Origin of the sequence: Clostridium nigeriense (assembly GCF_900086595.1) — a bacterium.
Taxonomy (GTDB): domain Bacteria; phylum Bacillota; class Clostridia; order Clostridiales; family Clostridiaceae; genus Clostridium; species Clostridium nigeriense.
The window spans coordinates 132,876-154,051 of record NZ_LT575472.1; the positions used below are offsets into that span (position 1 = coordinate 132,876).

Consider the following 21,176-nt stretch of genomic DNA (forward strand, 5'->3'; position numbering starts at 1 on the left):
TTAATTAAGTACCTTTCTAGTATTGGATAATTTAATTATTATATCTTCTAGCCTTGGTTCTATCTGAAAGATTTCTTTAATTAATATCTTATTTTCATTACAAAATTCTGATATTTCTGCTCTTAGATCCTTTCTTGATTCTATATTGTAATAGCCTTCTTTTACAGTTATTTTAACCTTATCATCTTCCTCTTGTAATTTTTTTAATAGATATTCCGTAAAGTTATAATCCTCATTATATAAAGATAATTTTAAGTTTATATGTGAAAAGGTATCTTTAGCTAATTCCTTTGCTGTTCCCTGATTTATTATATTTCCCTTATCTAATATATAGATATAATCACAAAGCTCTTCTACCTCCTCCATATAATGAGAGGTTAATAATATTCCCTTATTTTTTTCTTTAGCTAAAGATTTTATATGCTTCCTAAGTTCCTTTGAAACTATTGCATCTAATCCTAAAGTTGGCTCATCCATAAAAAGATATTCTGGATCATTTATTAATCCTCTGGCTATTTGTAATCTTTGCTTCATTCCCTTTGAAAACTCTTCAACCTTTTTATCTTTATTATCATATAGTCCCACTAACTTTAGTAGCTCATCTATTCTTTTCTCTAATAATTTAGAATCTAATCCATAAAGGCTCCCATAATACCAAAGATTTTCATAAGCTGTAAGCCTCCAATAAATCATTCTTTCTCCACCAGCTACCATATTTATTTTCTTTTTAATGACCATAGGATTTTTAATAGCATCTATACCATCTACATAATAACTTCCTTCCGTTGGTGATATTAATGTGGTTAGCATTTTTATAGTTGTTGTTTTTCCCGCTCCATTAATACCCAAAAATCCTATAATTTCACCTTTGTTTATTCTTATAGATACATCATTTACTGCAGTAATCAAGGTCTTTTTCTTATTAAATAATCCTTTAGATACTTTAGTTTCGTAAACCTTCTTTAAATTTTTTGCCTCTATCATACTTCTCACCTATCCTTGTATTTTTTCTAATGCAATTTTCTCTACATACTTAAATGATTTAAACCCAATTAATAAATAAAATAAACTTAATAAAACTACATAAATAATTCTTGGTATTTGTTCTTCTATTCCCTGTCCTAGTAAGGTTGCTCCCCTAATCAAATTAGAAATTTCCGTTACAGGAATTAACTCACCCAATATCCTTAAAGGATATGGCAGATAATCTATTGGAAAAGTAATACCACATAAAAGCAACATCCCTACAAATAAGGTATTTTGAGATATATAGGTATCTCTCGTATAAAGCATTAATGCTGCAAGAACTAAAGATAAGCTAAAAAATCCAAATAAAGCAATGATAAAAACTAATAGAAATGATATAAAATTCATATTTTTAAAGGTTAATCCAAAAGGAATCGCAATAATAACAGATACCATTATTTCAAAAGATGTAGCTAAAGTTTGATGTAGCATATTTCCTAAGAAATACTCTATTCTTTTGAAGGGTGCTATCATTAAGCTTTCTAATGTTCCTTCTCTTAATTCTGTAATAAGGCTCCTACTTACATTTAGACATGTCCTAACAGCAAATAGATATGTTAAACTTCCTAAAATTATATATCCCATATAATCCCCAGTGCTTGTGTACTGTATAAATTCTTCCGTTATATTACCATCAAAAAGCATCTTGTACATAAACAAAGCAGAAATTACAGTATATACACCTGTTAGCAAGTTCCCTATAAAGAAATCCTTTGGATATGCTCTTAAATTAATAATTAGATTTCTTTTAAATGTGGCTTTTAATATTCTCCATTCCATAATACCCCTCCCTTTATTGTAATTTTAATTAACTATTTAGTTAATCAAAACTCTCTTTTTCTTAAGGCTATGGAATTATATCCCACCAAATCTTTCTTGTCAATAATTGTTAATGAATAGTTATATTTTAAACTTATATAAAAAAACTCTTACCTATTTACTATAGGTAAGAGCTGTGTTTTCTCAGATACTGATAATTTGTATTTCTATTTGTTATCTATTACTATACGCATATTTTCATCATACTTAATACCTAACTCTTTAGATAACTTATTATTTAGTTCCATAAGATTATTATGATATTCTCTATACTCACTACTTAATATTTTCATATTCGGTATTAATATATCATAATATCCACTACTACTAAAAAATTCATTTATTTGCTTTTTAAATTTATAAAATGGTGTCATTATCTTTAATAATGATTTACTATTTTGCTTTTCTATTCTATCTACTAAAGTTTTCTTATAATCCTCTAACTCATCTTTTGTTGCACTAAACAATCTATTCATTTCATCTTTAACATTATCATTTATTTGTTTTTGCATTTCATCTGTTATATTTTCATAACTCATTTCAATAAATTTAGGTACCTTTATTTCTGGAATACTATCTAAAAATTCAACTATTCTAATCCAAGCGTTATACTTTTCTAATGTATCCAGAGGCTCATTTAAATAAGGTGAAAAATGATGTGATAAATACTTTCCTAAACCGCTTGGAAAAGCCCTAACCATTTCCCTTTTAATAAACTCTCCATTACTTTTTTCAATATTCATTATTTCTTCATTTAATTCTCTTATTGATTCTTTATCAAAATTATTATTTATAAGCTTTTCTAGATATATTTTTTCTATCTTTAATTTAGCTTCTCTTTTCTTTTTATCGTCAATAATTTTATTAAGAACATGTTTTTTATCAGTACTACTTACTATTATCTTAATATCATTTATAGATATGTCTAATTTTCTATATAAAGATATTTCATTTAATAAGTTTATATCCTCTTTGGAGTAATCTCTGTATCCATTACTAGCCTTTATCGGCCGTATTAGACCTTGTTTTTCATAGTAAGAAATTGCTTTCTTCGTTAATCCTGTTATATTACAAACTTCATTTATTAACATATAATCACCTCTCTCTTATATGCTAATCTAAGCCCCTAGGGTCTAGTCAATATAAACTGTATTATTTAAATTTAATTCTTATGTATTCACTAAATCAACGTATATTACCTATTCCCTTACGCTTTCTTTTAACCTCATACATTGATTTATCCGCTTTCTCAATTAAGACTTCAAGATCAATGCCATCCTCCTTAAAATGTGCATAGCCTATGCTAGCTCTAAGGTTTATTTTAAAATTTTCAAATTCAAAGGGTTTTGTAATTTCATTGTCTATATTATTAATTAATGCTGTTATATTATTTCTATCAACTACATTACCAACAATAATTCCAAACTCATCTCCCCCAAGTCTAGAAACTGTATCTAGCTCCCCTACTGAACTCTTAATTCTAAAAGCAAGTTCCTTAATTGCTGCATCCCCAGCCCTATGCCCATAATTATCATTAATCTCTTTTAGCCCGTCCATATCAAGAGAAATAATTCCAAATTCCTCATTTTTTCTTAAAGCTCGTGATAACTTCTGTCTTAAACGGTCATAGAATAAGGATCTATTTGATATTCCTGTAAGACTGTCATGGGTAGCTTTATAAAATAACTCACTATCATCATTTTTCATTGCCTTAAACATCTCTGCTGCAATTAGTCCTGACATAAGCTCTAATATCTTAATATCTTCCTCATTAAAGTGCTCTGCCTTAGCAGAAAGAACCTTTAATACTCCAACTACTATATTATTACAAATTAATGGCATCACAATCATAGAATTAATGCCAATTTGCCTACAAGCATTTTTATTAACTCTATTATCACTTTCTATATCATTACTAATTAAAGGAACCCTCATCTTAATGCATTCTCCTGAAAGACTATTTTCCATATCTAATCGTAATCCTAAAAATTTCTCAGCTATTCCAGAAGCAGCGCTATACACTAATTCACTTTTCTCAATTAATTCCACTGAAGCACCATCTGAATTAGTAATAACCTGAGTTTTTTCTACTACTATATCCATAATGTTACCCATATCAATTCCCTGTTGAGCTACTTCAGTTTGTAATTTAATTATTTCAAGTAGCTTATCTGTACTAACACTGTTTTGATTCAAAACTTCCACCTATCCTTTTTAATAATCTATATTATAATTCATCTCCATAAAAATAATATAACTTAAATGCACAATATTCACAATCTAAACTAGATATAAATTTATATATATCTAGTATTAAAAATTTAATTATCCTTTGAATAATACATTTTACTTATATATTCTTCTCCCCACTTAAACAACATTTTCATTATAGGAATTAAAGACTCTCCATACTCTGTTAAAGAATACTCTACTCTTAATGGAATCTCTTGATAAACTTCTTTATGAACTATTTTATCTCTAACTAATTCCTTTAATTGATTGCTCAACATCTTATCAGTAATTTTATTTACAGCTCTCTTTAATTCACCATATCTAATGACTTCTTTTTGATAAATATGCCATAGAATAATCAGTTTCCATTTCCCTGATATTTGAGTCATAGCAAACTCCATAGGGCAAGTAATTCTACATTCTTTTGTATTTAAACATTCTTTATCCTTCATACTCTTCTCCTTAACAGTTAATATCCTTTTTGATAGTACTTACTTTAAAGTACATACTTGTTCAATTGATAGTAGGTTGTTATTATTATAGCATACAGTAGCAGAAGCAAAAAATATTCTGCTAATTAATATATTGAAGCAATAAGGAGACTATATATGAACTTAATAGAAATAATGAATAATCGTTACTCTACAAAAAAATTTGATAAAACAAAGAAGATTTCTGAAGAAAATATAAAACAAATTAAGGAGCTTTTAAGACTTAGCTCATCAAGTGTAAATTTACAACCATGGCATTTTGTAATTGCATCTACTGAAGAAGGAAAAAACAATATAAGTAAAAGCACTGAAGGATTCTTTGCTTTTAATAAAGAAAAGGTAGTTGATGCATCTCATGTTATTGTACTTTGCTCAAAGACTTCCATAGATGATGAATTTTTACAAAATATTTTAGAAAAAGAAAATCAAGATGGACGTTTTGCTAATGAAGAATTTAAAAATGGTATGCATAGTGGTCGTAGTAATTTTGTTAATATCCATAAAGATGATGCTAAAGACTTACAAGAATGGGTTGATAAACAAGTTTACTTAAACCTAGGTAATCTTTTACTTGGTGTTGCAGCGCTTGGTATTGATGCTGTTCCAATGGAAGGATTTGATTCTAAAATATTATCAGAAGAACTAGAATTAGACAAAAAGGGATTAAAACCAATTGCAATAGTACCTATTGGTTATAGAGCTGAAGATGATTTTAATGCTATACTACCAAAATCAAGACTTAATGAAGATGAAATATTCACTATAATTTAGCGATTTATTAACTAATAGTAGTATTAAAAGTTTAGTTTTTTATAACCAAGATACTAATATAAAATAAATATAATGCTATATCCTAAAAAGATATAGCATTATATAATATACTTCTCATTTATCTTAAATAATTATAAAAATATTTTTATTATACTAAATATTATTGCTGAAATTGCAGCTGATATTGGAAGTGTAATAAACCAAGTTACTACCATTCTTTTACCTGTCTCCCATTTCACTGCTTTAACACTTTGAGCAGAACCAACACCCATTATTGAGGATGAAATAACATGAGTTGTACTTACAGGTAGTCCAATTTTTGATGCCCCAAATATAATTATTGCTGAAGATAAATCCGCAGCAACACCACTAACAGGCTTTATTTTCATAATTTGTGTTCCTACAGTTTTTATTATTTTCCATCCTCCAACTGAAGTTCCAAGTGCCATAGCTGCAGCGCAGCAAACTTGAACCCAAAATGGAATACTTCCTGATTTAGCTAGTCCACAACTTACTAAAGCCATTGATATTATCCCCATTGATTTTTGTGCATCATTAGTTCCATGAGCAAAAGATTGAATTGCCGCTGTAACAACTTGAATTCTTCTAAATCCTCTATTTGCCTTTGAAAGATTTAAATTTTTAAATAAGTATTTAAAAATAGTAAACACTATATATCCTACAACAAGAGCAAGTATAGGTGATATAATTAATGATTTAATTATGTTTAAAAATCCGTTTAAATTTATGCATCCAAATCCTGCTGCTACTATTGCTGCTCCTGCAATTGAGCCAATAAGTGCATGAGACGAACTACTAGGTATTCCAAAGTACCAAGTAATAAGATTCCAAGCTATTGCTGAAATAAGTGCAGCAATTATAACTACTGTTAAATCAGGTATATTTGCAACATCTACTATATCTTTAGCAATTGTTTTTGCAACACCTGTAAAAAGTATTGCTCCAAGAAAATTCATACACGAAGCAGTGATTATTGCACGTTTTGGACTTAATGCTTTAGTTGAAACTGCAGTTGCAATTGCATTTGCAGTATCGTGAAATCCATTAATAAAGTCAAAAAATAATGCAAGAATAACAGTTAAGCCAACTAATAAATATGATGTCATTTTATATCTCCTTATGCGTTTTTCATTATTACTGCTTCAAGAACTTTTGCAACCTTTTGACACTCATCAGCAATATTCTCAAGAATTTCATAAATCTCTTTATATTGAATAAGCGTAAAAAGATTTTTTTCTATTTCAAAAAGCTCCTTAATTGCATTTCTTTCAATAACATCACATTTTTTCTCATATTCCTTAATTTTAATTGTGTGTTGTCTTATTTCTGTAAGCCTTTTTTGTGAAAGTAATTCTACAGCATCATATATTTCAATTACACATTTATTTAATAAATCACTAAATTCTAACATATAACTGTCTATCTTATATATTTTATATATGTAAAAACGAGAGGCACATTCTTCAAATCCATTAAGAATATTATCTATGTGAGATGCAAGTTCTAAAACATCCTCGCGTTCAATTGGAGTAATAAAAAGGTTAATTAATTCCTTAGTTAATTCATCAACTAATTCATCACCTTTATCCTCAAATTCTTTCATTTTTAATCTAAACACATCAAGATCTTTCTCTTCATTAATTTTATAATCATAAAAATATTTTCCTCCATCTTTTAAGTTATTAGAAATATTTAAAAGCATTGAAAATAATTTATGCATTTTCTTATTAATCATTCCTATGTCTCCCTTCGAATAGGTGCTTATTTTGTCCATTAAATATTTTATCATAATTTGTCGTAATATTTCGTATTTTTTTATGTTAAATCTATGTTAATTTCAAATTGTTTTAAGTACATAAAAATATTTAGTACTATAGATATTTTCGCAAAAAAAAATAGCCTTAAGTAAGTTATTTCAACACCTAAGACTATAAACCTAATTTACTTATGATACGGTTCATTTTTCATTATTCTAAAACCTCTATATATTTGTTCTAAAAGCATTACCCTAAATAATTGATGTGGGAAGGTCATTTTTGAAAAGCAAAGCTTATAATTAGCCCTTTTTATTACCTTTTGTGAAAGACCTAAGCTTCCTCCTATTATAAAGGCTATATTAGAGTTTCCCATAACTCCACAGTTTTCTATGTAGGATGCAAATTGTTCTGATGTTAAATTGTCCCCTTTTAAGTCCATAGCAACAACATGCATATTTTCTTTTATTTTTGAAAGGATTAAATCTCCCTCTTTATCTTTTATTTGTTGTTCTTCTTTTTCTGATGCATTATCAGGTGTCTTTTCATCTGGTAACTCTATTATTTCTAATTTACAATACCTACTTAACCTTTTTGAATACTCATCTATTGCTTGTTTTAAATATTTTTCTTTTAATTTTCCAACTGAAATTATTGTTATATTCATCCCATTTTCTCCTCATAAGTTTTAGTTATTTATTAATTAATTTGATGCATTAGTATAATCCTCTATATCTATTATAGTAGTTCCTTCATCTACTTCTGGTAGCTTCTTTAAATATACCCTTAAAACATCTGCATTATATACGGCTTGAACTCTTTTGGGATCTACTCTTGGTACATAAAAGCTTCTTTCAATATACTCATTACCTTTAACTTGTAGTATATCTAATCCCTTTGATTTTAAAGCTTCTCTTTTTACCTTTATACTTATATGATCATTTTCATAATCTATGTCTATATCATTTTTATTATCTACTTCTAGTTTTCCTTCAATAAGATATCTATCACCATAATCCCTAAAGTCTAACTCTAGTTCTTCCTCTTCTTCTTCCTCTATAATAGAACTTACAATATCACTATTTAATACAGAATCTACTATACTATCTATTAGTCCTTCATTAGAAACTAATGTAGTAAAAACCTCATTAAATATACTGCTAAAAGTGCCTACAAAGCTACCACTAAATATATTAATTATATCATTTCCGTTAGTGAATGTACCATATTTATAGTTTCCATTATCAGTATTTCCACTATACATATTTCCATTAAAATTATTATTAACATTATTTGCATTAGATCCAATTCCCATTAAATTATTAAATAAAAAAGGAAACATTTCAAACATTATAATCTCCTACCCTATTAATTCCTATATAATATAATTATTTTAGATTATAATTTTTGCCACAATATTAATTTATATAAAAAAAGAAATTCAGCTTTTAAGCAGAATTCCTTCTCAATTCTCTGTATTATTTTTTTAATCTTAATTAATATTAATATCCTATATCTTCATTCATAAAAATTACATGTATTCTATTTTTATTTCCTTGACTTGCTATGATAGTAAATTCCCTACAAATCTTATCCTTACCCTTACATTCCATACAATATCCTACCTTAGAACAAGGTGTAATTTTATCTAATCTCTTTGCATTAGCTGGAGCTGATATTTCCTTATTCCTCTTAATTGCTTCATCTATATCTCTTACTATTTTATTAACTCCTACTACAAGTATTACCTTTTCAGGTCCAAAAAGCATAGCTGCAACCCTATTTCCATTTCCATCAACGTTATATAACTTACCGTCTTCTGTTACAGCATTGCTACTTGCAAAATATGCATCAGCAAAGAAACTTTCTTTAAATAATTTTGTTATTTGCTCTCTACTTAAACCTTCCTCATATCTATCTAAGAATTTATATCTCCCACTCCTTAAATGATCTATAACTCCTGTTTCAAATAGAGACATAGAACCTCCACAGCTAACTGTAGAATTTTCCTTTACTAAGTCCTTAATTTTTTCAATTAACTCTTCTTTTGTATTAACTAAGTAGCCATTCATATTATTTTTATTAAGAGACTCTATGGTTCTTAGTATTTTTTGTTCCTTAACCCATTTTAAATTTTTATCCATATATAATCCCCCCCATTAATATAAGATAATTTTATTATAATACATATACAAAAAATATTCTTTACAAATGTATATTTAGAAGCAAAAAAAGACCTACATTAAGTAGGCCTTTATATAAAAACTATTTTCCACAACACTTTTTATATTTCTTTCCACTTCCACATGGACAAGGATCGTTTCTTCCTATTTTATTTTCATTTCTTACTATTACAGACTCTCTGTATTGCTTTTGAATTTCTTTTCTCTTTTCAGGTGAGAATATTCCATCCCATTGTGGTAAGTTATATAAATATTCAGCTTTAGCATCTAACATATTGAAATATAATTTTTCTAAATCTACTTCTAATGTTATTTCTTCATCATCTGTTAAGTTTTCTAAATCTAAAGGATTCTTTAAGCTATCATTAACTCCATCAATAAATCCCATAACAAATTCAACTGTTGTATCTTGTTTTTCAGCTAAATCTTTTATTGTAAAAGTGAAACTTTCAGTATGTTTTGATAATATTTCTTTGTATATAGACTTTTCAATTTCCATATACTCATCCCAAAATGCTTGTTCTCCTCTTACTTTTACATATTCAACTACCATATCAGTCCATTGTTTATATAAACTCATATTCCATTCTCCTTTTTATATGGTTTTTTATAAGTATTTTATTTCAATTGATTATACTACTATTACTTCACTAGGACAATGCCTATTAGCCATAGTCAAATCAATATCTTCTCTTTGCTTAATATTGTTTTCGCGTAAAACGCCAATAACAGTTTCTAATGCTAAATCAGGGTGATTGTTGGTTCCACTTAAGTGTCCTAAAATTATTTTTTTATTTGACTTATAATTTATTAAGTCTACTATTGCTTTGCCACAATCATCATTTGATAAATGGCCAACTTCACTTAATATTCTTCTTTTTAGAGCATATGGATATGGTCCAAACTTTAACATGTTTATGTCATGATTACTTTCTAGTAATATAACTTCTGAATCCTTTATATTATCCCTTATTTCTTCAGTATATATTCCAAAATCAGTTGTAACACTAGCTTTCTTACCATTGCAATGAACTGTATATCCAACTGGTGCTACTGCATCATGAGGTATATTAAATGAAATTACATCTAAATCCTTTATAGACATAGTAGATCTTCTATCCATTATTCTTATGTTGTGTTCTTTTATCTTACCTATTAATCCTTCCATAACAGTCCATGTATCTGCATTACTATATATAGGAATATCATACTTACGGGATAAAACCCCTATACCTTTAATATGATCTGAATGCTCATGGGTTACGAAAATTCCATCTAAATCCTTAGGATCTTCTCCAATGCTTTTTAAAGCCTCATCTATTTTCTTTCCTGGTAAACCTGCATCTATTAAAATCTTTGCATTTTCAGAAGCAATGAAAATACTATTTCCACTACTTCCACTATATAATGAACAAAACTTCATCTCACCATCCCCCGTCAGATATTACTCTTCTACAGCTCTAGTAATATCTGCTCCTAAGGCTGAAAATTTGTTTTCAATATGAGGATATCCTCTATCTATATGCTCAATTTCTAATATTTCAGTAATACCATTTGCCACTAAGCCAGCTATAACCATAGCTGCACCAGCTCTTAAGTCTGTTGCTATAACTCTAGCTCCAACTAACTTTTCTTGACCTTCTATTATAGCTGTTCTACCTTCAACTTTAATAGTCGCTCCCATTTTCTTAAGTTCATCTATATGTTTATGTCTACTTTCCCAAATACTTTCAGCAATTAAGCTCTTTCCCGGTACAATACTTAGTAATGCTGACATTGGTTGTTGAACATCTGTTGGGAATCCTGGATATGGAGCAGTCTTTACATTAACTCCTTTTAATTCTCCATCAACATAAACTCTAACACTATCGTCTCCTTCTTCAACTATAGCTCCCATTTCTATCAATTTAGCTGCAATAGGTTCTAAGTGTTTAGGAATAACATTCTTAATAGTTACATCACCTTTTGTTGCAACTGCAGCAATCATAAACGTTCCTGCTTCTATTTGATCTGGAATAACACTATAATTACATCCTGATAGTTTTTCTACTCCTCTTATTCTAATTACATCCGTTCCAGCACCTTTAATATCAGCTCCCATAGAATTTAAGAAGTTTGCAACATCAACAACATGAGGTTCCTTTGCAACATTTTCAAGTACAGTTGTTCCTTCTGCTAATGCAGCCGCAATCATTACATTTATAGTTGCTCCAACTGTAACAACGTCAAAGAATATATTTGCTCCACGTAAATGTTCAGCTTCAACAGTAACAGCTCCATGCTCAATAGTAACTTTAGCACCTAAAGCCTCAAAGCCTTTTATATGTTGGTCTATTGGTCTAACACCAATAGGGCATCCCCCTGGTAATTCTACCCTAGCCTTTTTAAATCTTGATAACAAAGCTCCAATAAAATAATATGAAGCTCTCATTCTTCTTACATCATTAGTGCATGCTTCAAATCTTCTAACATCTGTAGCATCTATTTCTAAAGTATTATTATCTAACTTATTTACTGTACACCCAAGACTAGATAGTATTCTTTCAAGGCAATGTACATCCTCTATATCAGGCACATTATCAATAACGCATTTTCCCTCACTAGCCATTATAGCTGCTGGCAATATTGCAACTGCTGAGTTTTTAGCGCCATTTATTTCAACTGAGCCCTTTAAAACTTTTCCTCCATTTATTACTAATTTTTCCATCCGTTTCACCCTTATCATAATTTATATATATTAATCTTTCCTATTATTTCAACATTTATCCATTCTATGTAACTTTCTTAAAACTTACATTTAACATTATAACATAAAAATAATTTAATTAAATAGAGTTTTTTCTTCCAAAAGGCTTTTTTCCTTACTTTAGGTTAAATTTATCATTAAATTTTTAAATCATATAATCTTTTTAAATTTTCTGTAATATGTTATAATTTATAACAAAGTTTATACGCATTTAAAATGTATATAAATTAATACATTATGAGAGGCTGAAGCTATGAAATATTACTTAGTTGCATTATTTGATGATGAATCTTATAAAAATTTAAATCCTATACAAAAGAATCTTTCTAAAAAGTTTAGGGCCAATAGAAATTCCCCAGCCCCTTATATACCTTTAGAAGTAATTGAAAATCCAAATATAGATAAGTTAGATGTTGTAGTAGATAAAATAATTAAACCATATAAGAATTTTAAGGTTCAATTATCTCAAGAAGTTTCTGTTTCAGAAACTAATAAAACCTTAAATATGAAAATTCAAGATGTTGGATATATTAGGAGAATAAACAGATTAGTAAACGATACATTAAGACTACACGGATTTAATGTTCAAGAAGGTAATGGGGAACCAGAAATGCATATTTCCCTGGCTAATCTTAACTTTATTCCAAAGGATATGAAAAAATTCGATGGAGAAGTAAACTTTAAATCAAATTGTGAAACTTTAAAGGTTGATAGAATTGAGCTATGGAAATTCTCTAATAACAAAAGAGAAACCTTAGTTAAGAGTTATCCTTTAAAAAAGAATCTATATTTATAATAAAAGTTGCTATAAAGCACTAAAAATAAAGATCATATAATTAGGGGTAATTTATAATCCCCTTTTTTTATTTTCTAAATATTAAAATATTTAAAATTTATTTTTTTGTATTCGTTTTCCACACTTTTCAATTTGAATTTAATTCTGTAAAATAGTATATGTTAATCCTTAAAAACAGGAGGAGCTTTATGGAAATTAATTCTTTTTTTGAAAAACAAAGAGAAAGAAATACACAACTTAATATTGATAACACATTAAGCGAATATAAAATTTGGGCTAGAAAGCACTTAGAGTTACATACAAAGATTAGTCATCTAGCTGATGAAACTAAATGTTATAAGTATTGGATTGGAGAAGATGAAGAATTAAACAAATCAGTTTTATTCGAAAAATACTTAGATTGCTTTTCTAATATAATCACTATTGGCATAGACAGAAAATACGATAGCGTTGAAGAAATTCCAATTAAGCCAAATGATTATTGCTTAAGCGATCAATTTTTAAATTTATTTATAGATTTAAATGATTTAATTATATCCCCTTCTGAAGATCATTATATAACACTTGTTGAAGATTTCATAAGCTTAGGAATAACTTTAGGCTATTCAGAAACTCAAATTAAAGAATCATTTTTAACAATCTAAGAAAAAAAACCTTCTATATTAATATAGAAGGTTTTTTTAATATTTATTTTTTCTAAGGGGCATAATACCTTAGAGGTGATATGATGTTAGCAATAATTTATGCAATAGTATCTGGAATTTCTATGACATTACAAGGGGTGTTTAATACACGACTTGAGGAAAAGGTAGGAACTTGGGAAACAAATGTTATAGTGCAAGGTACTGCTTTAATTATTACTTTAATAATTGTAATATTTTTTGGTAAGGGAAGTTTTAAAGCAGTAAAAGAAGTAAATAAGCTTTATTTATTAGGTGGGGTTCTAGGTGTTGTTATAATTTTCACTGTTATAAGAAGTATTTCTTCTATGGGTGCAACTATAGGAATAGGAACAATACTAGTAGCTCAATTAGCTTCTGCCGGAATAGTAGATGCATTTGGACTATTTGGAACAGAAAGAATTTCCTTTGGCTTTAGAGAGTTTCTTGGAATTGGAATTATGATACTTGGAATAATTATATTTAAATGGAGAGGGTAAATTGCCCTTTTAGTTCAAAGTGGTATATGTAAGTTTTCGTTGATTTATAGATAATCAATGTTATAAATGAACTTATATAAGCCACTTTCTTCATATAATAATTTATTGTATTAACAAAAATCAACCTTTTAATATAATATATATTGTAATCAATTTTAGGAGTATAATATGTTTTCTTTAAGTAGAAAATTAGAGCCAAACTTAAAGTCTTGTATAAAATCGAAACCCTATAATAATTATAGGATTTTAATTAAATATAAAAGATTTCAAGAAAGTTTATTAAAAAAAATTTCTTTCTATAAGGGTAATGTAATAAATCATATTGAACATTGTAAAATAATATCAGCTAATTTAAACTCTAAGGGCATTCAAAGGCTCTTAGAATATCCTGAAGTTGAATATATTTGTTTTGATGAGTACTTATTTTTATGTGGTATTAGTGTAAATACTGCAAATAAGGTTAGACTCTCTAATAAAAGTAGAAGTAAGGGGAAGGGTATAGGAGTTGCCATTATTGATTCTGGAGTTTATCCTCATCAGGATTTAACTACTCCTTATAATAGAATAGCATCCTTTACAGACTTAGTTAATAATTTAAAATATCCCTATGATGATAACGGACATGGAACATGTACAGCTGGAGTTATTGCTGGCAATGGGAAAAAATCTAATGGTATGTATAGTGGAATAGCTCCTGAATGTAAAATATATTCTTATAAAGCCTTTGATAAAACAGGTAAAGGATACTTTTCAGATATTCTATATGCTATGGAACTTCTATCAAAAGAAGATGAAAAGAATAATATAAAGGTTCTTTGTCTTCCTTTTGAAATGTTAACTTATAATATATTTTTTCAAAGTTTATTTGACTTAATGATTTCTTTAGTAGTTAGTAAAAATATAACTTGTATAATTCCAAGTGGAAGTAATAAAAATGCAGATGGCTCTATTACAGGTATTGCCCTTTGTAATAATTGTATAACAGTTGCAGGATACGACTCCACTGCAAATATAAAACCTTATACTTATTCTTCAGCTGGTTCTATAAGAAAGGATTCTAAACCTAATATGTGTGCAGCTTGCGTTGATATAATTTCCTTAAATTCTGATACAAGCTTTCTTTCCGAAAAAGATGGAAAGAAGCTATATCCATCTAAATTAGATTTATCCTACAAAACCTTCAGCGGTACTTCACTAGCTGCTGCTTATATAGCTGGAGTATGTGCTTTAATATATGAAGAAAATGAAGGCTTAACTCCCAAAGATATATCATCAATATTAAAAGTAGGTTGTGAATCATTAACTGATATACCTAAAAATTATCAAGGTGATGGAAAAATTAATATTAAATCTATATTAAAATGAAAGGTATAATAAAAACTTACCTTTCATTTTGTTTATAAAAAAAGCTGAGATAACTCAGCTTTTACTGTACTATATAATTAGTTGGATCTACTGGTTCATCATTTACCCTTAACTCAAAATGTAAATGGGGACCTGTACTAAAGCCAGTGTTACCTACTTTACCTATAACATTACCTTTTTTAACTTTATCTCCAACCTTAACATTAAAATCACTTAAATGTCCATAATATGTACTCATATTATCTTCGTGCTTCACTATAATTAGATTTCCATATCCTCCATCATTATATTCTGCATATATTACTTCTCCATCCATAGCTACAAATACATCGTCTCCAATATTTCCTGCAATGTCTATTCCCTTATGAAATGAATGCCATCGCTCTCCATAACCAGAGGTCATGACTCCCCCCCTAGTAGGATGATTTAAAAAAGCTACTCCATATTCATAAGGATTTTTTGTTCCTCTATAAATCTTTTTACTAACTTGATCCTTTATTATTTCTTCCTTTATAGTTTTTGTATTTACAACTTTACCTGATTCAGAGATAACTTCTTTAATTTCTTTTTTCAATCCATATTGTCCTTCTTCTACTTTACTTTCTCCTAAATATAAATCCTCTGTTGGAATAATAATAGTTGATGGCTTAATATTATTAACTTCTTCCTTTATATAATTAACACTTATTCTTATTTTTTCTGGATCTTTCTCTGCTATATTATATATATTATCAACTACCTCTTTATTTGTTTGAAGCATTTCAACATCAAATCTTTCTTCTCTTAGATTTATATCCCATTTAATATCAAAGGACTTAACCATATCCTCTCTTATACTGTTTTCACTTATATATTTTTTTAAAACTTCACTCTTTATATTTTCTAAATTATTTTCTAAAACAGTATATCCTACAACATTTTCATTTAATACTACTTCATAACCGTTAATTTTACCAGTTAACGCAACCATTAAATTATCTAAAAGATTATCTGAGCCTTTATTAGATAATGAATAAATTTTATTATTTAAGTCTATATTTAAATTTGTATTAGCTTTTGCATTAACTTTGAAAGTATTAATGTTTAAAGTAATTATTATAATGCTCACTAGTAAAGCAAATTTATTAATTATTCTATATTGCTTTACCGTTTCTCCTTTTATATCCATAAGTACTCCTTTCGCTTATTTAGGTAACAAACACATTTATTAGTTTTTCCATCTTTTAAAATAATATTCTTATTTATATTTCTTACTTAGGTTGAGGCAAATTCTCCACTTTGTTATAATTGAATTATCGCATCATTACTTTTAGAAAGGTAAATGTAAATATGAGCACTTTTATGTTTAAGTCAAAGCCTTTAAAATTTACACCTGTAAGCAATATATTTATTGAAAGATATATGCCAAAAGCAAGAGGTGAATTTATTAAGGTCTATCTTTTAATGCTTAAATACAATTTTACAGGTGAGCCTGGAGTTAACTCTACAGTTTTAGCTACATCATTAAACCTTTTAGAATCAGATATTGTAAATGCCCTAAATTATTGGAATGAAGAAGGAGTTATAAAACTATTACCAATTGATAATATGGGGAACTTTAACATAGAATTTGTTGATTTATCTGATGAGGGAAATGCCAATGTAGAGAAATTTAATTTAGTTGAAGAATTAACAAATACATCAAATGGTTATATGTTAAAAGATATAGGAAAATTATTAGGAAGGCCTCTATCCCCTAGTGAAGTTGAAACTTATATTGGTTGGAAAAAGGATTTTAACTTTTCTTCTGAGCTAATACTAATCTTAATAGAATATTGTGCTTCTAAAGGAAAAAATAATTTTAGATATATAGAAAAAGTAGCAATTGCTTGGAATGAAATGAATATTAAAACAGTTGATGATGCTCAAAACTATATAAGGAAAACAGAGGATAAATGGGGAACCTATAGGGAAATCTTAAAATTTTTAGGTATACGAAATACAGATATTATGAAACCTCAAGAAGATCTTCTTGAGAAATGGACTTCAAGTTATGGCTATTCATTAGACATAATAAAGAAAGCCTGTGATATTTGCTTCCAAAGATTAAATAGAGCTGATTTTAAATATATTGATGGAATATTATCTAGTTGGAATAAAGATAACTTAAGGACTCTACAAGATATAGAAAAAAAAGAGGCTAATTTCAAAAATTCATCTGCCAAGAAAGTTTATAATAACTCTAAAAATAATAGTAAGCCAAAATTAAGATTTGATAATTTTAAAGGCAGAGATTATGATTATGATGCCTTAGAAAAGAAATTGTTAGGATGGGATACTGATGATTAAAGGATATGAAAAAGAATTAACATCAATATATGAAAATATTAGATCTGAAGAGGAAAAAAATTTAATAAAAAGACGTAAAGAAATAGAAGAAAAGTATCCAGAAATATTGGAATTAGATAATTTAATTCAAAAAAAATCTCTAGGACTTTCATTAGCTATATTAAAAGGAATGGATGAAGATACCTTAAAAAAATATAAAAATGATATAACTGATTTAAGAGTTAAGAAAAGTGAATCTTTAGTTGAAAAAGGATATTCATCTGATTATTTAAATATTCATTATAATTGTTTAAAATGTAAAGATGAAGGATATATAGGTAATAAAAGATGTTCTTGCTATAAGAAAAAATTAGTTCAGCTTTATTATAAGAACTCAGAATTAAAAGACTCTCTTTTCACTAATAATTTTAATAACTTTAATTTATCATTGTTTTCTTCTCATAAGTTAAAGGAAGATGATAGATTTTCTCCTAGAAAAAATATTGAAAATATACTTAAATATTTACGCGGAGAATATATTCCAAACTTTATAAATACAGAAGAAAACCTACTATTCTACGGCGACTCAGGAACTGGTAAGACTTTTTTAAGTTGCTGTATAGCAAAAGAGCTTTTAGATGATGGATACTTAGTGGTTTATAGAACTGTTGATGAGCTTATGAGTAATTTAAGAGAAATTAGATTTGATAACAATTTTGATTTAGAAGATTTATTAGTAAATTGTGATTTATTAATTATAGATGATTTAGGCGCTGAACAAATAACAGACTTTACTACTAGTGAATTCTTTAATCTCTTAAATAAAAAACTTCTTAAAAAGAAAAAGATGTTAATATCAACTAACTTAAGTTTATTTGACATAAGAGAAACATACACTGAAAGAATAGCATCTAGACTACTAGGAAACTTTAAATTATATAAGTTCTATACAGAAGACATAAGAATTCAGTTAAATTTAAAAAGACGATAATATTCTTAGTTAAAGATTAATAGTATAATCTTAATAATTATTGATGTAATTTTTTTAGAATTAATAAATTAATATAAATAAAAAAACTCCATTAGGAGTTTTTTTATTTAGTCTTATATTTTCAGCTAATATCTTTTTATTTAAAATAATTTTATTTTTTATAATTTATTAAAAACAAAAAAAGCTCTAGAATAATCTAAAGCTTTTGGAGCTGGCAATAGGAATCGAACCTACAACCTGCTGATTACAAGTCAGCTGCTCTACCGTTGAGCCATGCCAGCATGGTTCTCAAATTTAAATGGCGACTCAGAAGGGGCTCGAACCCTCGACCTCCGGCGTGACAGGCCGGCACTCTAACCAACTGAGCTACTGAGCCAATATTGGTGGAAACAACAGGGATCGAACCTGTGACCCTCTGCTTGTAAGGCAGATGCTCTCCCAGCTGAGCTATGCTTCCATAATGGTGACTCCTAGGGGAATCGAACCCCTGTTACCACCGTGAAAGGGTGGTGTCTTAACCGCTTGACCAAGGAGCCATGAAATTTTGGAGCTGGCAATAGGAATCGAACCTACAACCTGCTGATTACAAGTCAGCTGCTCTACCGTTGAGCCATGCCAGCATATTTTTAAAGTTTAATTGGCGACTCAGAAGGGGCTCGAACCCTCGACCTCCGGCGTGACAGGCCGGCACTCTAACCAACTGAGCTACTGAGCCAATATGGTGGAAACAACAGGGATCGAACCTGTGACCCTCTGCTTGTAAGGCAGATGCTCTCCCAGCTGAGCTATGCTTCCATACTTGGTGACTCCTAGGGGAATCGAACCCCTGTTACCACCGTGAAAGGGTGGTGTCTTAACCGCTTGACCAAGGAGCCATATGCATTTTTAACCTTTAAAAGTGGCGACTCAGAAGGGGCTCGAACCCTCGACCTCCGGCGTGACAGGCCGGCACTCTAACCAACTGAGCTACTGAGCCAATATTGGTGGAAACAACAGGGATCGAACCTGTGACCCTCTGCTTGTAAGGCAGATGCTCTCCCAGCTGAGCTATGCTTCCATAATGGTGACTCCTAGGGGAATCGAACCCCTGTTACCACCGTGAAAGGGTGGTGTCTTAACCGCTTGACCAAGGAGCCATGAAATTTTGGAGCTGGCAATAGGAATCGAACCTACAACCTGCTGATTACAAGTCAGCTGCTCTACCGTTGAGCCATGCCAGCATATTTTTAAAGTTTAATTGGCGACTCAGAAGGGGCTCGAACCCTCGACCTCCGGCGTGACAGGCCGGCACTCTAACCAACTGAGCTACTGAGCCAATATGGTGGAAACAACAGGGATCGAACCTGTGACCCTCTGCTTGTAAGGCAGATGCTCTCCCAGCTGAGCTATGCTTCCATACTTGGTGACTCCTAGGGGAATCGAACCCCTGTTACCACCGTGAAAGGGTGGTGTCTTAACCGCTTGACCAAGGAGCCATATGCATTTTTAACCTTTAAAAGTGGCGACTCAGAAGGGGCTCGAACCCTCGACCTCCGGCGTGACAGGCCGGCACTCTAACCAACTGAGCTACTGAGCCAATATTGGTGGAAACAACAGGGATCGAACCTGTGACCCTCTGCTTGTAAGGCAGATGCTCTCCCAGCTGAGCTATGCTTCCATAATGGTGACTCCTAGGGGAATCGAACCCCTGTTACCACCGTGAAAGGGTGGTGTCTTAACCGCTTGACCAAGGAGCCATGAAATTTTGGAGCTGGCAATAGGAATCGAACCTACAACCTGCTGATTACAAGTCAGCTGCTCTACCGTTGAGCCATGCCAGCATATTTTTAAAGTTTAATTGGCGACTCAGAAGGGGCTCGAACCCTCGACCTCCGGCGTGACAGGCCGGCACTCTAACCAACTGAGCTACTGAGCCAATATGGTGGAAACAACAGGGATCGAACCTGTGACCCTCTGCTTGTAAGGCAGATGCTCTCCCAGCTGAGCTATGCTTCCATACTTGGTGACTCCTAGGGGAATCGAACCCCTGTTACCACCGTGAAAGGGTGGTGTCTTAACCGCTTGACCAAGGAGCCATATGCATTTTTAACCTTTAAAAGTGGCGACTCAGAAGGGGCTCGAACCCTCGACCTCCGGCGTGACAGGCCGGCACTCTAACCAACTGAGCTACTGAGCCAATATTGGTGGAAACAACAGGGATCGAACCTGTGACCCTCTGCTTGTAAGGCAGATGCTCTCCCAGCTGAGCTATGCTTCCATAATGGTGACTCCTAGGGGAATCGAACCCCTGTTACCACCGTGAAAGGGTGGTGTCTTAACCGCTTGACCAAGGAGCCATGAAATTTTGGAGCTGGCAATAGGAATCGAACCTACAACCTGCTGATTACAAGTCAGCTGCTCTACCGTTGAGCCATGCCAGCATATTTTTAAAGTTTAATTGGCGACTCAGAAGGGGCTCGAACCCTCGACCTCCGGCGTGACAGGCCGGCACTCTAACCAACTGAGCTACTGAGCC

21 protein-coding genes and 27 tRNA genes are annotated in these 21,176 nt (G+C 30.2%); 7 read left to right on the forward strand and 41 right to left on the reverse strand.

Annotation, left to right across the window (positions count from 1 at the left end; all coding sequences use genetic code 11):
- The 5 genes from BN6774_RS00660 to BN6774_RS00680 all read right to left on the reverse strand — a co-directional run bounded on the left by BN6774_RS00660 (position 1) and on the right by BN6774_RS00680 (position 4,529).
- Positions 1-984, reverse strand: a complete 984-nt coding sequence (locus BN6774_RS00660; protein WP_066889219.1) for an ABC transporter ATP-binding protein — start codon at positions 982-984, stop codon at positions 1-3.
- Positions 985-993: 9 nt separating this feature from the next.
- A complete protein-coding gene (locus tag BN6774_RS00665; RefSeq protein WP_066889221.1) occupies positions 994-1,806 on the reverse strand; it encodes an ABC transporter permease in 813 nt (270 codons plus the stop codon).
- A 206-nt stretch (positions 1,807-2,012) separates the two neighbouring features.
- Entirely contained in the window at positions 2,013-2,936 is a 924-nt protein-coding gene (locus BN6774_RS00670; protein ID WP_066889223.1) for a MerR family transcriptional regulator, read from the reverse strand.
- A 94-nt stretch (positions 2,937-3,030) separates the two neighbouring features.
- Entirely contained in the window at positions 3,031-4,041 is a 1,011-nt protein-coding gene (locus BN6774_RS00675) for a sensor domain-containing diguanylate cyclase (protein ID WP_066889224.1), read from the reverse strand.
- Positions 4,042-4,166: 125 nt separating this feature from the next.
- Positions 4,167-4,529 carry a winged helix-turn-helix transcriptional regulator gene (locus BN6774_RS00680; protein WP_066889226.1) on the reverse strand — a complete coding sequence of 121 codons (363 nt, stop codon included), beginning with the start codon at positions 4,527-4,529 and terminating at the stop codon, positions 4,167-4,169.
- Positions 4,530-4,685: 156 nt separating this feature from the next.
- On the opposite strand from BN6774_RS00680, the gene nfsB reads away from it, so the two are divergent.
- Positions 4,686-5,339: an oxygen-insensitive NAD(P)H nitroreductase gene (gene nfsB, locus BN6774_RS00685; RefSeq protein ID WP_066889228.1), complete on the forward strand. Its 654-nt coding sequence runs from the start codon at positions 4,686-4,688 to the stop codon at positions 5,337-5,339.
- Positions 5,340-5,470: 131 nt separating this feature from the next.
- On the opposite strand, the gene BN6774_RS00690 is transcribed toward nfsB, so the two are convergent.
- The 8 genes from BN6774_RS00690 to BN6774_RS00725 all read right to left on the reverse strand — a co-directional run bounded on the left by BN6774_RS00690 (position 5,471) and on the right by BN6774_RS00725 (position 12,004).
- Positions 5,471-6,466 carry an inorganic phosphate transporter gene (locus BN6774_RS00690; RefSeq protein WP_066889230.1) on the reverse strand — a complete coding sequence of 332 codons (996 nt, stop codon included), beginning with the start codon at positions 6,464-6,466 and terminating at the stop codon, positions 5,471-5,473.
- An 11-nt stretch (positions 6,467-6,477) separates the two neighbouring features.
- The gene (locus BN6774_RS00695) at positions 6,478-7,095 is read right to left on the reverse strand and encodes a DUF47 domain-containing protein (RefSeq protein WP_066889232.1); all 618 of its coding nucleotides are present in this window, start codon (positions 7,093-7,095) and stop codon (positions 6,478-6,480) included.
- Between the two features lie 206 nt (positions 7,096-7,301).
- A complete protein-coding gene (gene rlmH / locus BN6774_RS00700) occupies positions 7,302-7,781 on the reverse strand; it encodes a 23S rRNA (pseudouridine(1915)-N(3))-methyltransferase RlmH (protein ID WP_066889234.1) in 480 nt (159 codons plus the stop codon).
- A 36-nt stretch (positions 7,782-7,817) separates the two neighbouring features.
- Positions 7,818-8,465: an Hsp20 family protein gene (locus BN6774_RS00705; protein ID WP_066889235.1), complete on the reverse strand. Its 648-nt coding sequence runs from the start codon at positions 8,463-8,465 to the stop codon at positions 7,818-7,820.
- Positions 8,466-8,616: 151 nt separating this feature from the next.
- Positions 8,617-9,258, reverse strand: coding sequence for a lactate utilization protein (locus BN6774_RS00710; protein WP_066889236.1), 642 nt, complete (start codon positions 9,256-9,258; stop codon positions 8,617-8,619).
- Positions 9,259-9,379: 121 nt separating this feature from the next.
- On the reverse strand, positions 9,380-9,877 hold the full coding sequence (locus BN6774_RS00715; protein ID WP_066889239.1) for an SEC-C metal-binding domain-containing protein: 498 nt from the start codon (positions 9,875-9,877) through the stop codon (positions 9,380-9,382).
- A 51-nt stretch (positions 9,878-9,928) separates the two neighbouring features.
- The gene (locus tag BN6774_RS00720) at positions 9,929-10,720 is read right to left on the reverse strand and encodes an MBL fold metallo-hydrolase (RefSeq protein ID WP_066889241.1); all 792 of its coding nucleotides are present in this window, start codon (positions 10,718-10,720) and stop codon (positions 9,929-9,931) included.
- 21 nt (positions 10,721-10,741) lie between these two features.
- On the reverse strand, positions 10,742-12,004 hold the full coding sequence (locus BN6774_RS00725; RefSeq protein WP_066889243.1) for a UDP-N-acetylglucosamine 1-carboxyvinyltransferase: 1,263 nt from the start codon (positions 12,002-12,004) through the stop codon (positions 10,742-10,744).
- A gap of 292 nt (positions 12,005-12,296) precedes the next feature.
- On the opposite strand from BN6774_RS00725, the gene BN6774_RS00730 reads away from it, so the two are divergent.
- The 4 genes from BN6774_RS00730 (at position 12,297) to BN6774_RS00745 (ending at position 15,363) form a co-directional block, all read left to right on the forward strand.
- Positions 12,297-12,839, forward strand: coding sequence for a hypothetical protein (locus tag BN6774_RS00730; RefSeq protein WP_066889245.1), 543 nt, complete (start codon positions 12,297-12,299; stop codon positions 12,837-12,839).
- Between the two features lie 188 nt (positions 12,840-13,027).
- Entirely contained in the window at positions 13,028-13,483 is a 456-nt protein-coding gene (locus BN6774_RS00735) for a dUTP diphosphatase (protein WP_066889247.1), read from the forward strand.
- A gap of 83 nt (positions 13,484-13,566) precedes the next feature.
- Complete coding sequence (locus BN6774_RS00740; protein ID WP_066889249.1) at positions 13,567-13,998, forward strand: DMT family transporter; 432 nt, start codon at positions 13,567-13,569, stop codon at positions 13,996-13,998.
- A 168-nt stretch (positions 13,999-14,166) separates the two neighbouring features.
- Entirely contained in the window at positions 14,167-15,363 is a 1,197-nt protein-coding gene (locus tag BN6774_RS00745; RefSeq protein ID WP_066889251.1) for a S8 family serine peptidase, read from the forward strand.
- A 61-nt stretch (positions 15,364-15,424) separates the two neighbouring features.
- Here the strand turns inward: BN6774_RS00745 and BN6774_RS00750 are convergent, their stop codons facing one another.
- Entirely contained in the window at positions 15,425-16,531 is a 1,107-nt protein-coding gene (locus BN6774_RS00750) for a M23 family metallopeptidase (RefSeq protein ID WP_066889253.1), read from the reverse strand.
- Positions 16,532-16,692: 161 nt separating this feature from the next.
- Here BN6774_RS00750 and BN6774_RS00755 point away from each other — a divergent pair, with 161 nt between their 5' ends.
- Together BN6774_RS00755 and BN6774_RS00760 are read left to right on the forward strand one after the other, a co-directional pair.
- On the forward strand, positions 16,693-17,691 hold the full coding sequence (locus BN6774_RS00755) for a DnaD domain protein (RefSeq protein ID WP_066889255.1): 999 nt from the start codon (positions 16,693-16,695) through the stop codon (positions 17,689-17,691).
- Positions 17,684-18,661, forward strand: a complete 978-nt coding sequence (locus BN6774_RS00760) for an ATP-binding protein (RefSeq protein WP_066889263.1) — start codon at positions 17,684-17,686, stop codon at positions 18,659-18,661. The genes BN6774_RS00755 and BN6774_RS00760 overlap by 8 nt, the downstream gene beginning before the upstream one ends.
- A 206-nt stretch (positions 18,662-18,867) precedes the next feature.
- Here the strand turns inward: BN6774_RS00760 and BN6774_RS00765 are convergent.
- From BN6774_RS00765 to BN6774_RS00880, 27 genes are all read right to left on the reverse strand, one after another.
- A tRNA-Thr gene (locus BN6774_RS00765) sits at positions 18,868-18,942 on the reverse strand.
- 18 nt (positions 18,943-18,960) lie between these two features.
- Positions 18,961-19,037: transfer RNA gene (locus BN6774_RS00770), tRNA-Asp, on the reverse strand.
- A gap of 5 nt (positions 19,038-19,042) precedes the next feature.
- Positions 19,043-19,118 (reverse strand) — tRNA-Val (locus tag BN6774_RS00775).
- A 4-nt stretch (positions 19,119-19,122) separates the two neighbouring features.
- Positions 19,123-19,197 (reverse strand) — tRNA-Glu (locus BN6774_RS00780).
- Positions 19,198-19,206: 9 nt separating this feature from the next.
- Positions 19,207-19,281 (reverse strand) — tRNA-Thr (locus tag BN6774_RS00785).
- Between the two features lie 18 nt (positions 19,282-19,299).
- Positions 19,300-19,376: transfer RNA gene (locus tag BN6774_RS00790), tRNA-Asp, on the reverse strand.
- Between the two features lie 4 nt (positions 19,377-19,380).
- Positions 19,381-19,456 (reverse strand) — tRNA-Val (locus BN6774_RS18400).
- A 5-nt stretch (positions 19,457-19,461) separates the two neighbouring features.
- Positions 19,462-19,536, reverse strand: a tRNA-Glu gene (locus BN6774_RS00795).
- Positions 19,537-19,560: 24 nt separating this feature from the next.
- Positions 19,561-19,637, reverse strand: a tRNA-Asp gene (locus BN6774_RS00800).
- Between the two features lie 5 nt (positions 19,638-19,642).
- Positions 19,643-19,718: transfer RNA gene (locus tag BN6774_RS18405), tRNA-Val, on the reverse strand.
- Positions 19,719-19,722: 4 nt separating this feature from the next.
- Positions 19,723-19,797, reverse strand: a tRNA-Glu gene (locus tag BN6774_RS00810).
- A 9-nt stretch (positions 19,798-19,806) separates the two neighbouring features.
- Positions 19,807-19,881: transfer RNA gene (locus BN6774_RS00815), tRNA-Thr, on the reverse strand.
- A gap of 18 nt (positions 19,882-19,899) precedes the next feature.
- Positions 19,900-19,976, reverse strand: a tRNA-Asp gene (locus BN6774_RS00820).
- Positions 19,977-19,980: 4 nt separating this feature from the next.
- A tRNA-Val gene (locus BN6774_RS18410) sits at positions 19,981-20,056 on the reverse strand.
- A 5-nt stretch (positions 20,057-20,061) separates the two neighbouring features.
- Positions 20,062-20,136 (reverse strand) — tRNA-Glu (locus BN6774_RS00825).
- A gap of 24 nt (positions 20,137-20,160) precedes the next feature.
- Positions 20,161-20,237 (reverse strand) — tRNA-Asp (locus BN6774_RS00830).
- Between the two features lie 5 nt (positions 20,238-20,242).
- A tRNA-Val gene (locus BN6774_RS00835) sits at positions 20,243-20,318 on the reverse strand.
- Positions 20,319-20,322: 4 nt separating this feature from the next.
- Positions 20,323-20,397, reverse strand: a tRNA-Glu gene (locus BN6774_RS00840).
- Between the two features lie 9 nt (positions 20,398-20,406).
- Positions 20,407-20,481, reverse strand: a tRNA-Thr gene (locus tag BN6774_RS00845).
- A gap of 18 nt (positions 20,482-20,499) precedes the next feature.
- A tRNA-Asp gene (locus BN6774_RS00850) sits at positions 20,500-20,576 on the reverse strand.
- A gap of 4 nt (positions 20,577-20,580) precedes the next feature.
- Positions 20,581-20,656, reverse strand: a tRNA-Val gene (locus BN6774_RS18355).
- 5 nt (positions 20,657-20,661) lie between these two features.
- A tRNA-Glu gene (locus tag BN6774_RS00860) sits at positions 20,662-20,736 on the reverse strand.
- A gap of 24 nt (positions 20,737-20,760) precedes the next feature.
- Positions 20,761-20,837 (reverse strand) — tRNA-Asp (locus tag BN6774_RS00865).
- A 5-nt stretch (positions 20,838-20,842) separates the two neighbouring features.
- Positions 20,843-20,918, reverse strand: a tRNA-Val gene (locus BN6774_RS18240).
- 4 nt (positions 20,919-20,922) lie between these two features.
- Positions 20,923-20,997: transfer RNA gene (locus BN6774_RS00870), tRNA-Glu, on the reverse strand.
- Positions 20,998-21,006: 9 nt separating this feature from the next.
- Positions 21,007-21,081, reverse strand: a tRNA-Thr gene (locus BN6774_RS00875).
- Positions 21,082-21,099: 18 nt separating this feature from the next.
- A tRNA-Asp gene (locus tag BN6774_RS00880) sits at positions 21,100-21,176 on the reverse strand.

Bases quoted from the DNA above. Each gene is read 5' to 3' on its own strand.
- BN6774_RS00660 (WP_066889219.1), bottom strand. From the start codon at position 984: ATGATAGAGGCAAAAAATTTAAAGAAGGTTTACGAAACTAAAGTATCT.
- BN6774_RS00665 (WP_066889221.1), bottom strand. From the start codon at position 1,806: ATGGAATGGAGAATATTAAAAGCCACATTTAAAAGAAATCTAATTATT.
- BN6774_RS00670 (WP_066889223.1), bottom strand. From the start codon at position 2,936: ATGTTAATAAATGAAGTTTGTAATATAACAGGATTAACGAAGAAAGCA.
- BN6774_RS00680 (WP_066889226.1), bottom strand. From the start codon at position 4,529: ATGAAGGATAAAGAATGTTTAAATACAAAAGAATGTAGAATTACTTGC.
- nfsB (WP_066889228.1), top strand. From the start codon at position 4,686: ATGAACTTAATAGAAATAATGAATAATCGTTACTCTACAAAAAAATTT.
- BN6774_RS00690 (WP_066889230.1), bottom strand. From the start codon at position 6,466: ATGACATCATATTTATTAGTTGGCTTAACTGTTATTCTTGCATTATTT.
- BN6774_RS00695 (WP_066889232.1), bottom strand. From the start codon at position 7,095: ATGATTAATAAGAAAATGCATAAATTATTTTCAATGCTTTTAAATATT.
- rlmH (WP_066889234.1), bottom strand. From the start codon at position 7,781: ATGAATATAACAATAATTTCAGTTGGAAAATTAAAAGAAAAATATTTA.
- BN6774_RS00705 (WP_066889235.1), bottom strand. From the start codon at position 8,465: ATGTTTGAAATGTTTCCTTTTTTATTTAATAATTTAATGGGAATTGGA.
- BN6774_RS00710 (WP_066889236.1), bottom strand. From the start codon at position 9,258: ATGGATAAAAATTTAAAATGGGTTAAGGAACAAAAAATACTAAGAACC.
- BN6774_RS00715 (WP_066889239.1), bottom strand. From the start codon at position 9,877: ATGAGTTTATATAAACAATGGACTGATATGGTAGTTGAATATGTAAAA.
- BN6774_RS00720 (WP_066889241.1), bottom strand. From the start codon at position 10,720: ATGAAGTTTTGTTCATTATATAGTGGAAGTAGTGGAAATAGTATTTTC.
- BN6774_RS00725 (WP_066889243.1), bottom strand. From the start codon at position 12,004: ATGGAAAAATTAGTAATAAATGGAGGAAAAGTTTTAAAGGGCTCAGTT.
- BN6774_RS00730 (WP_066889245.1), top strand. From the start codon at position 12,297: ATGAAATATTACTTAGTTGCATTATTTGATGATGAATCTTATAAAAAT.
- BN6774_RS00735 (WP_066889247.1), top strand. From the start codon at position 13,028: ATGGAAATTAATTCTTTTTTTGAAAAACAAAGAGAAAGAAATACACAA.
- BN6774_RS00740 (WP_066889249.1), top strand. From the start codon at position 13,567: ATGTTAGCAATAATTTATGCAATAGTATCTGGAATTTCTATGACATTA.
- BN6774_RS00745 (WP_066889251.1), top strand. From the start codon at position 14,167: ATGTTTTCTTTAAGTAGAAAATTAGAGCCAAACTTAAAGTCTTGTATA.
- BN6774_RS00750 (WP_066889253.1), bottom strand. From the start codon at position 16,531: ATGGATATAAAAGGAGAAACGGTAAAGCAATATAGAATAATTAATAAA.
- BN6774_RS00755 (WP_066889255.1), top strand. From the start codon at position 16,693: ATGAGCACTTTTATGTTTAAGTCAAAGCCTTTAAAATTTACACCTGTA.
- BN6774_RS00760 (WP_066889263.1), top strand. From the start codon at position 17,684: ATGATTAAAGGATATGAAAAAGAATTAACATCAATATATGAAAATATT.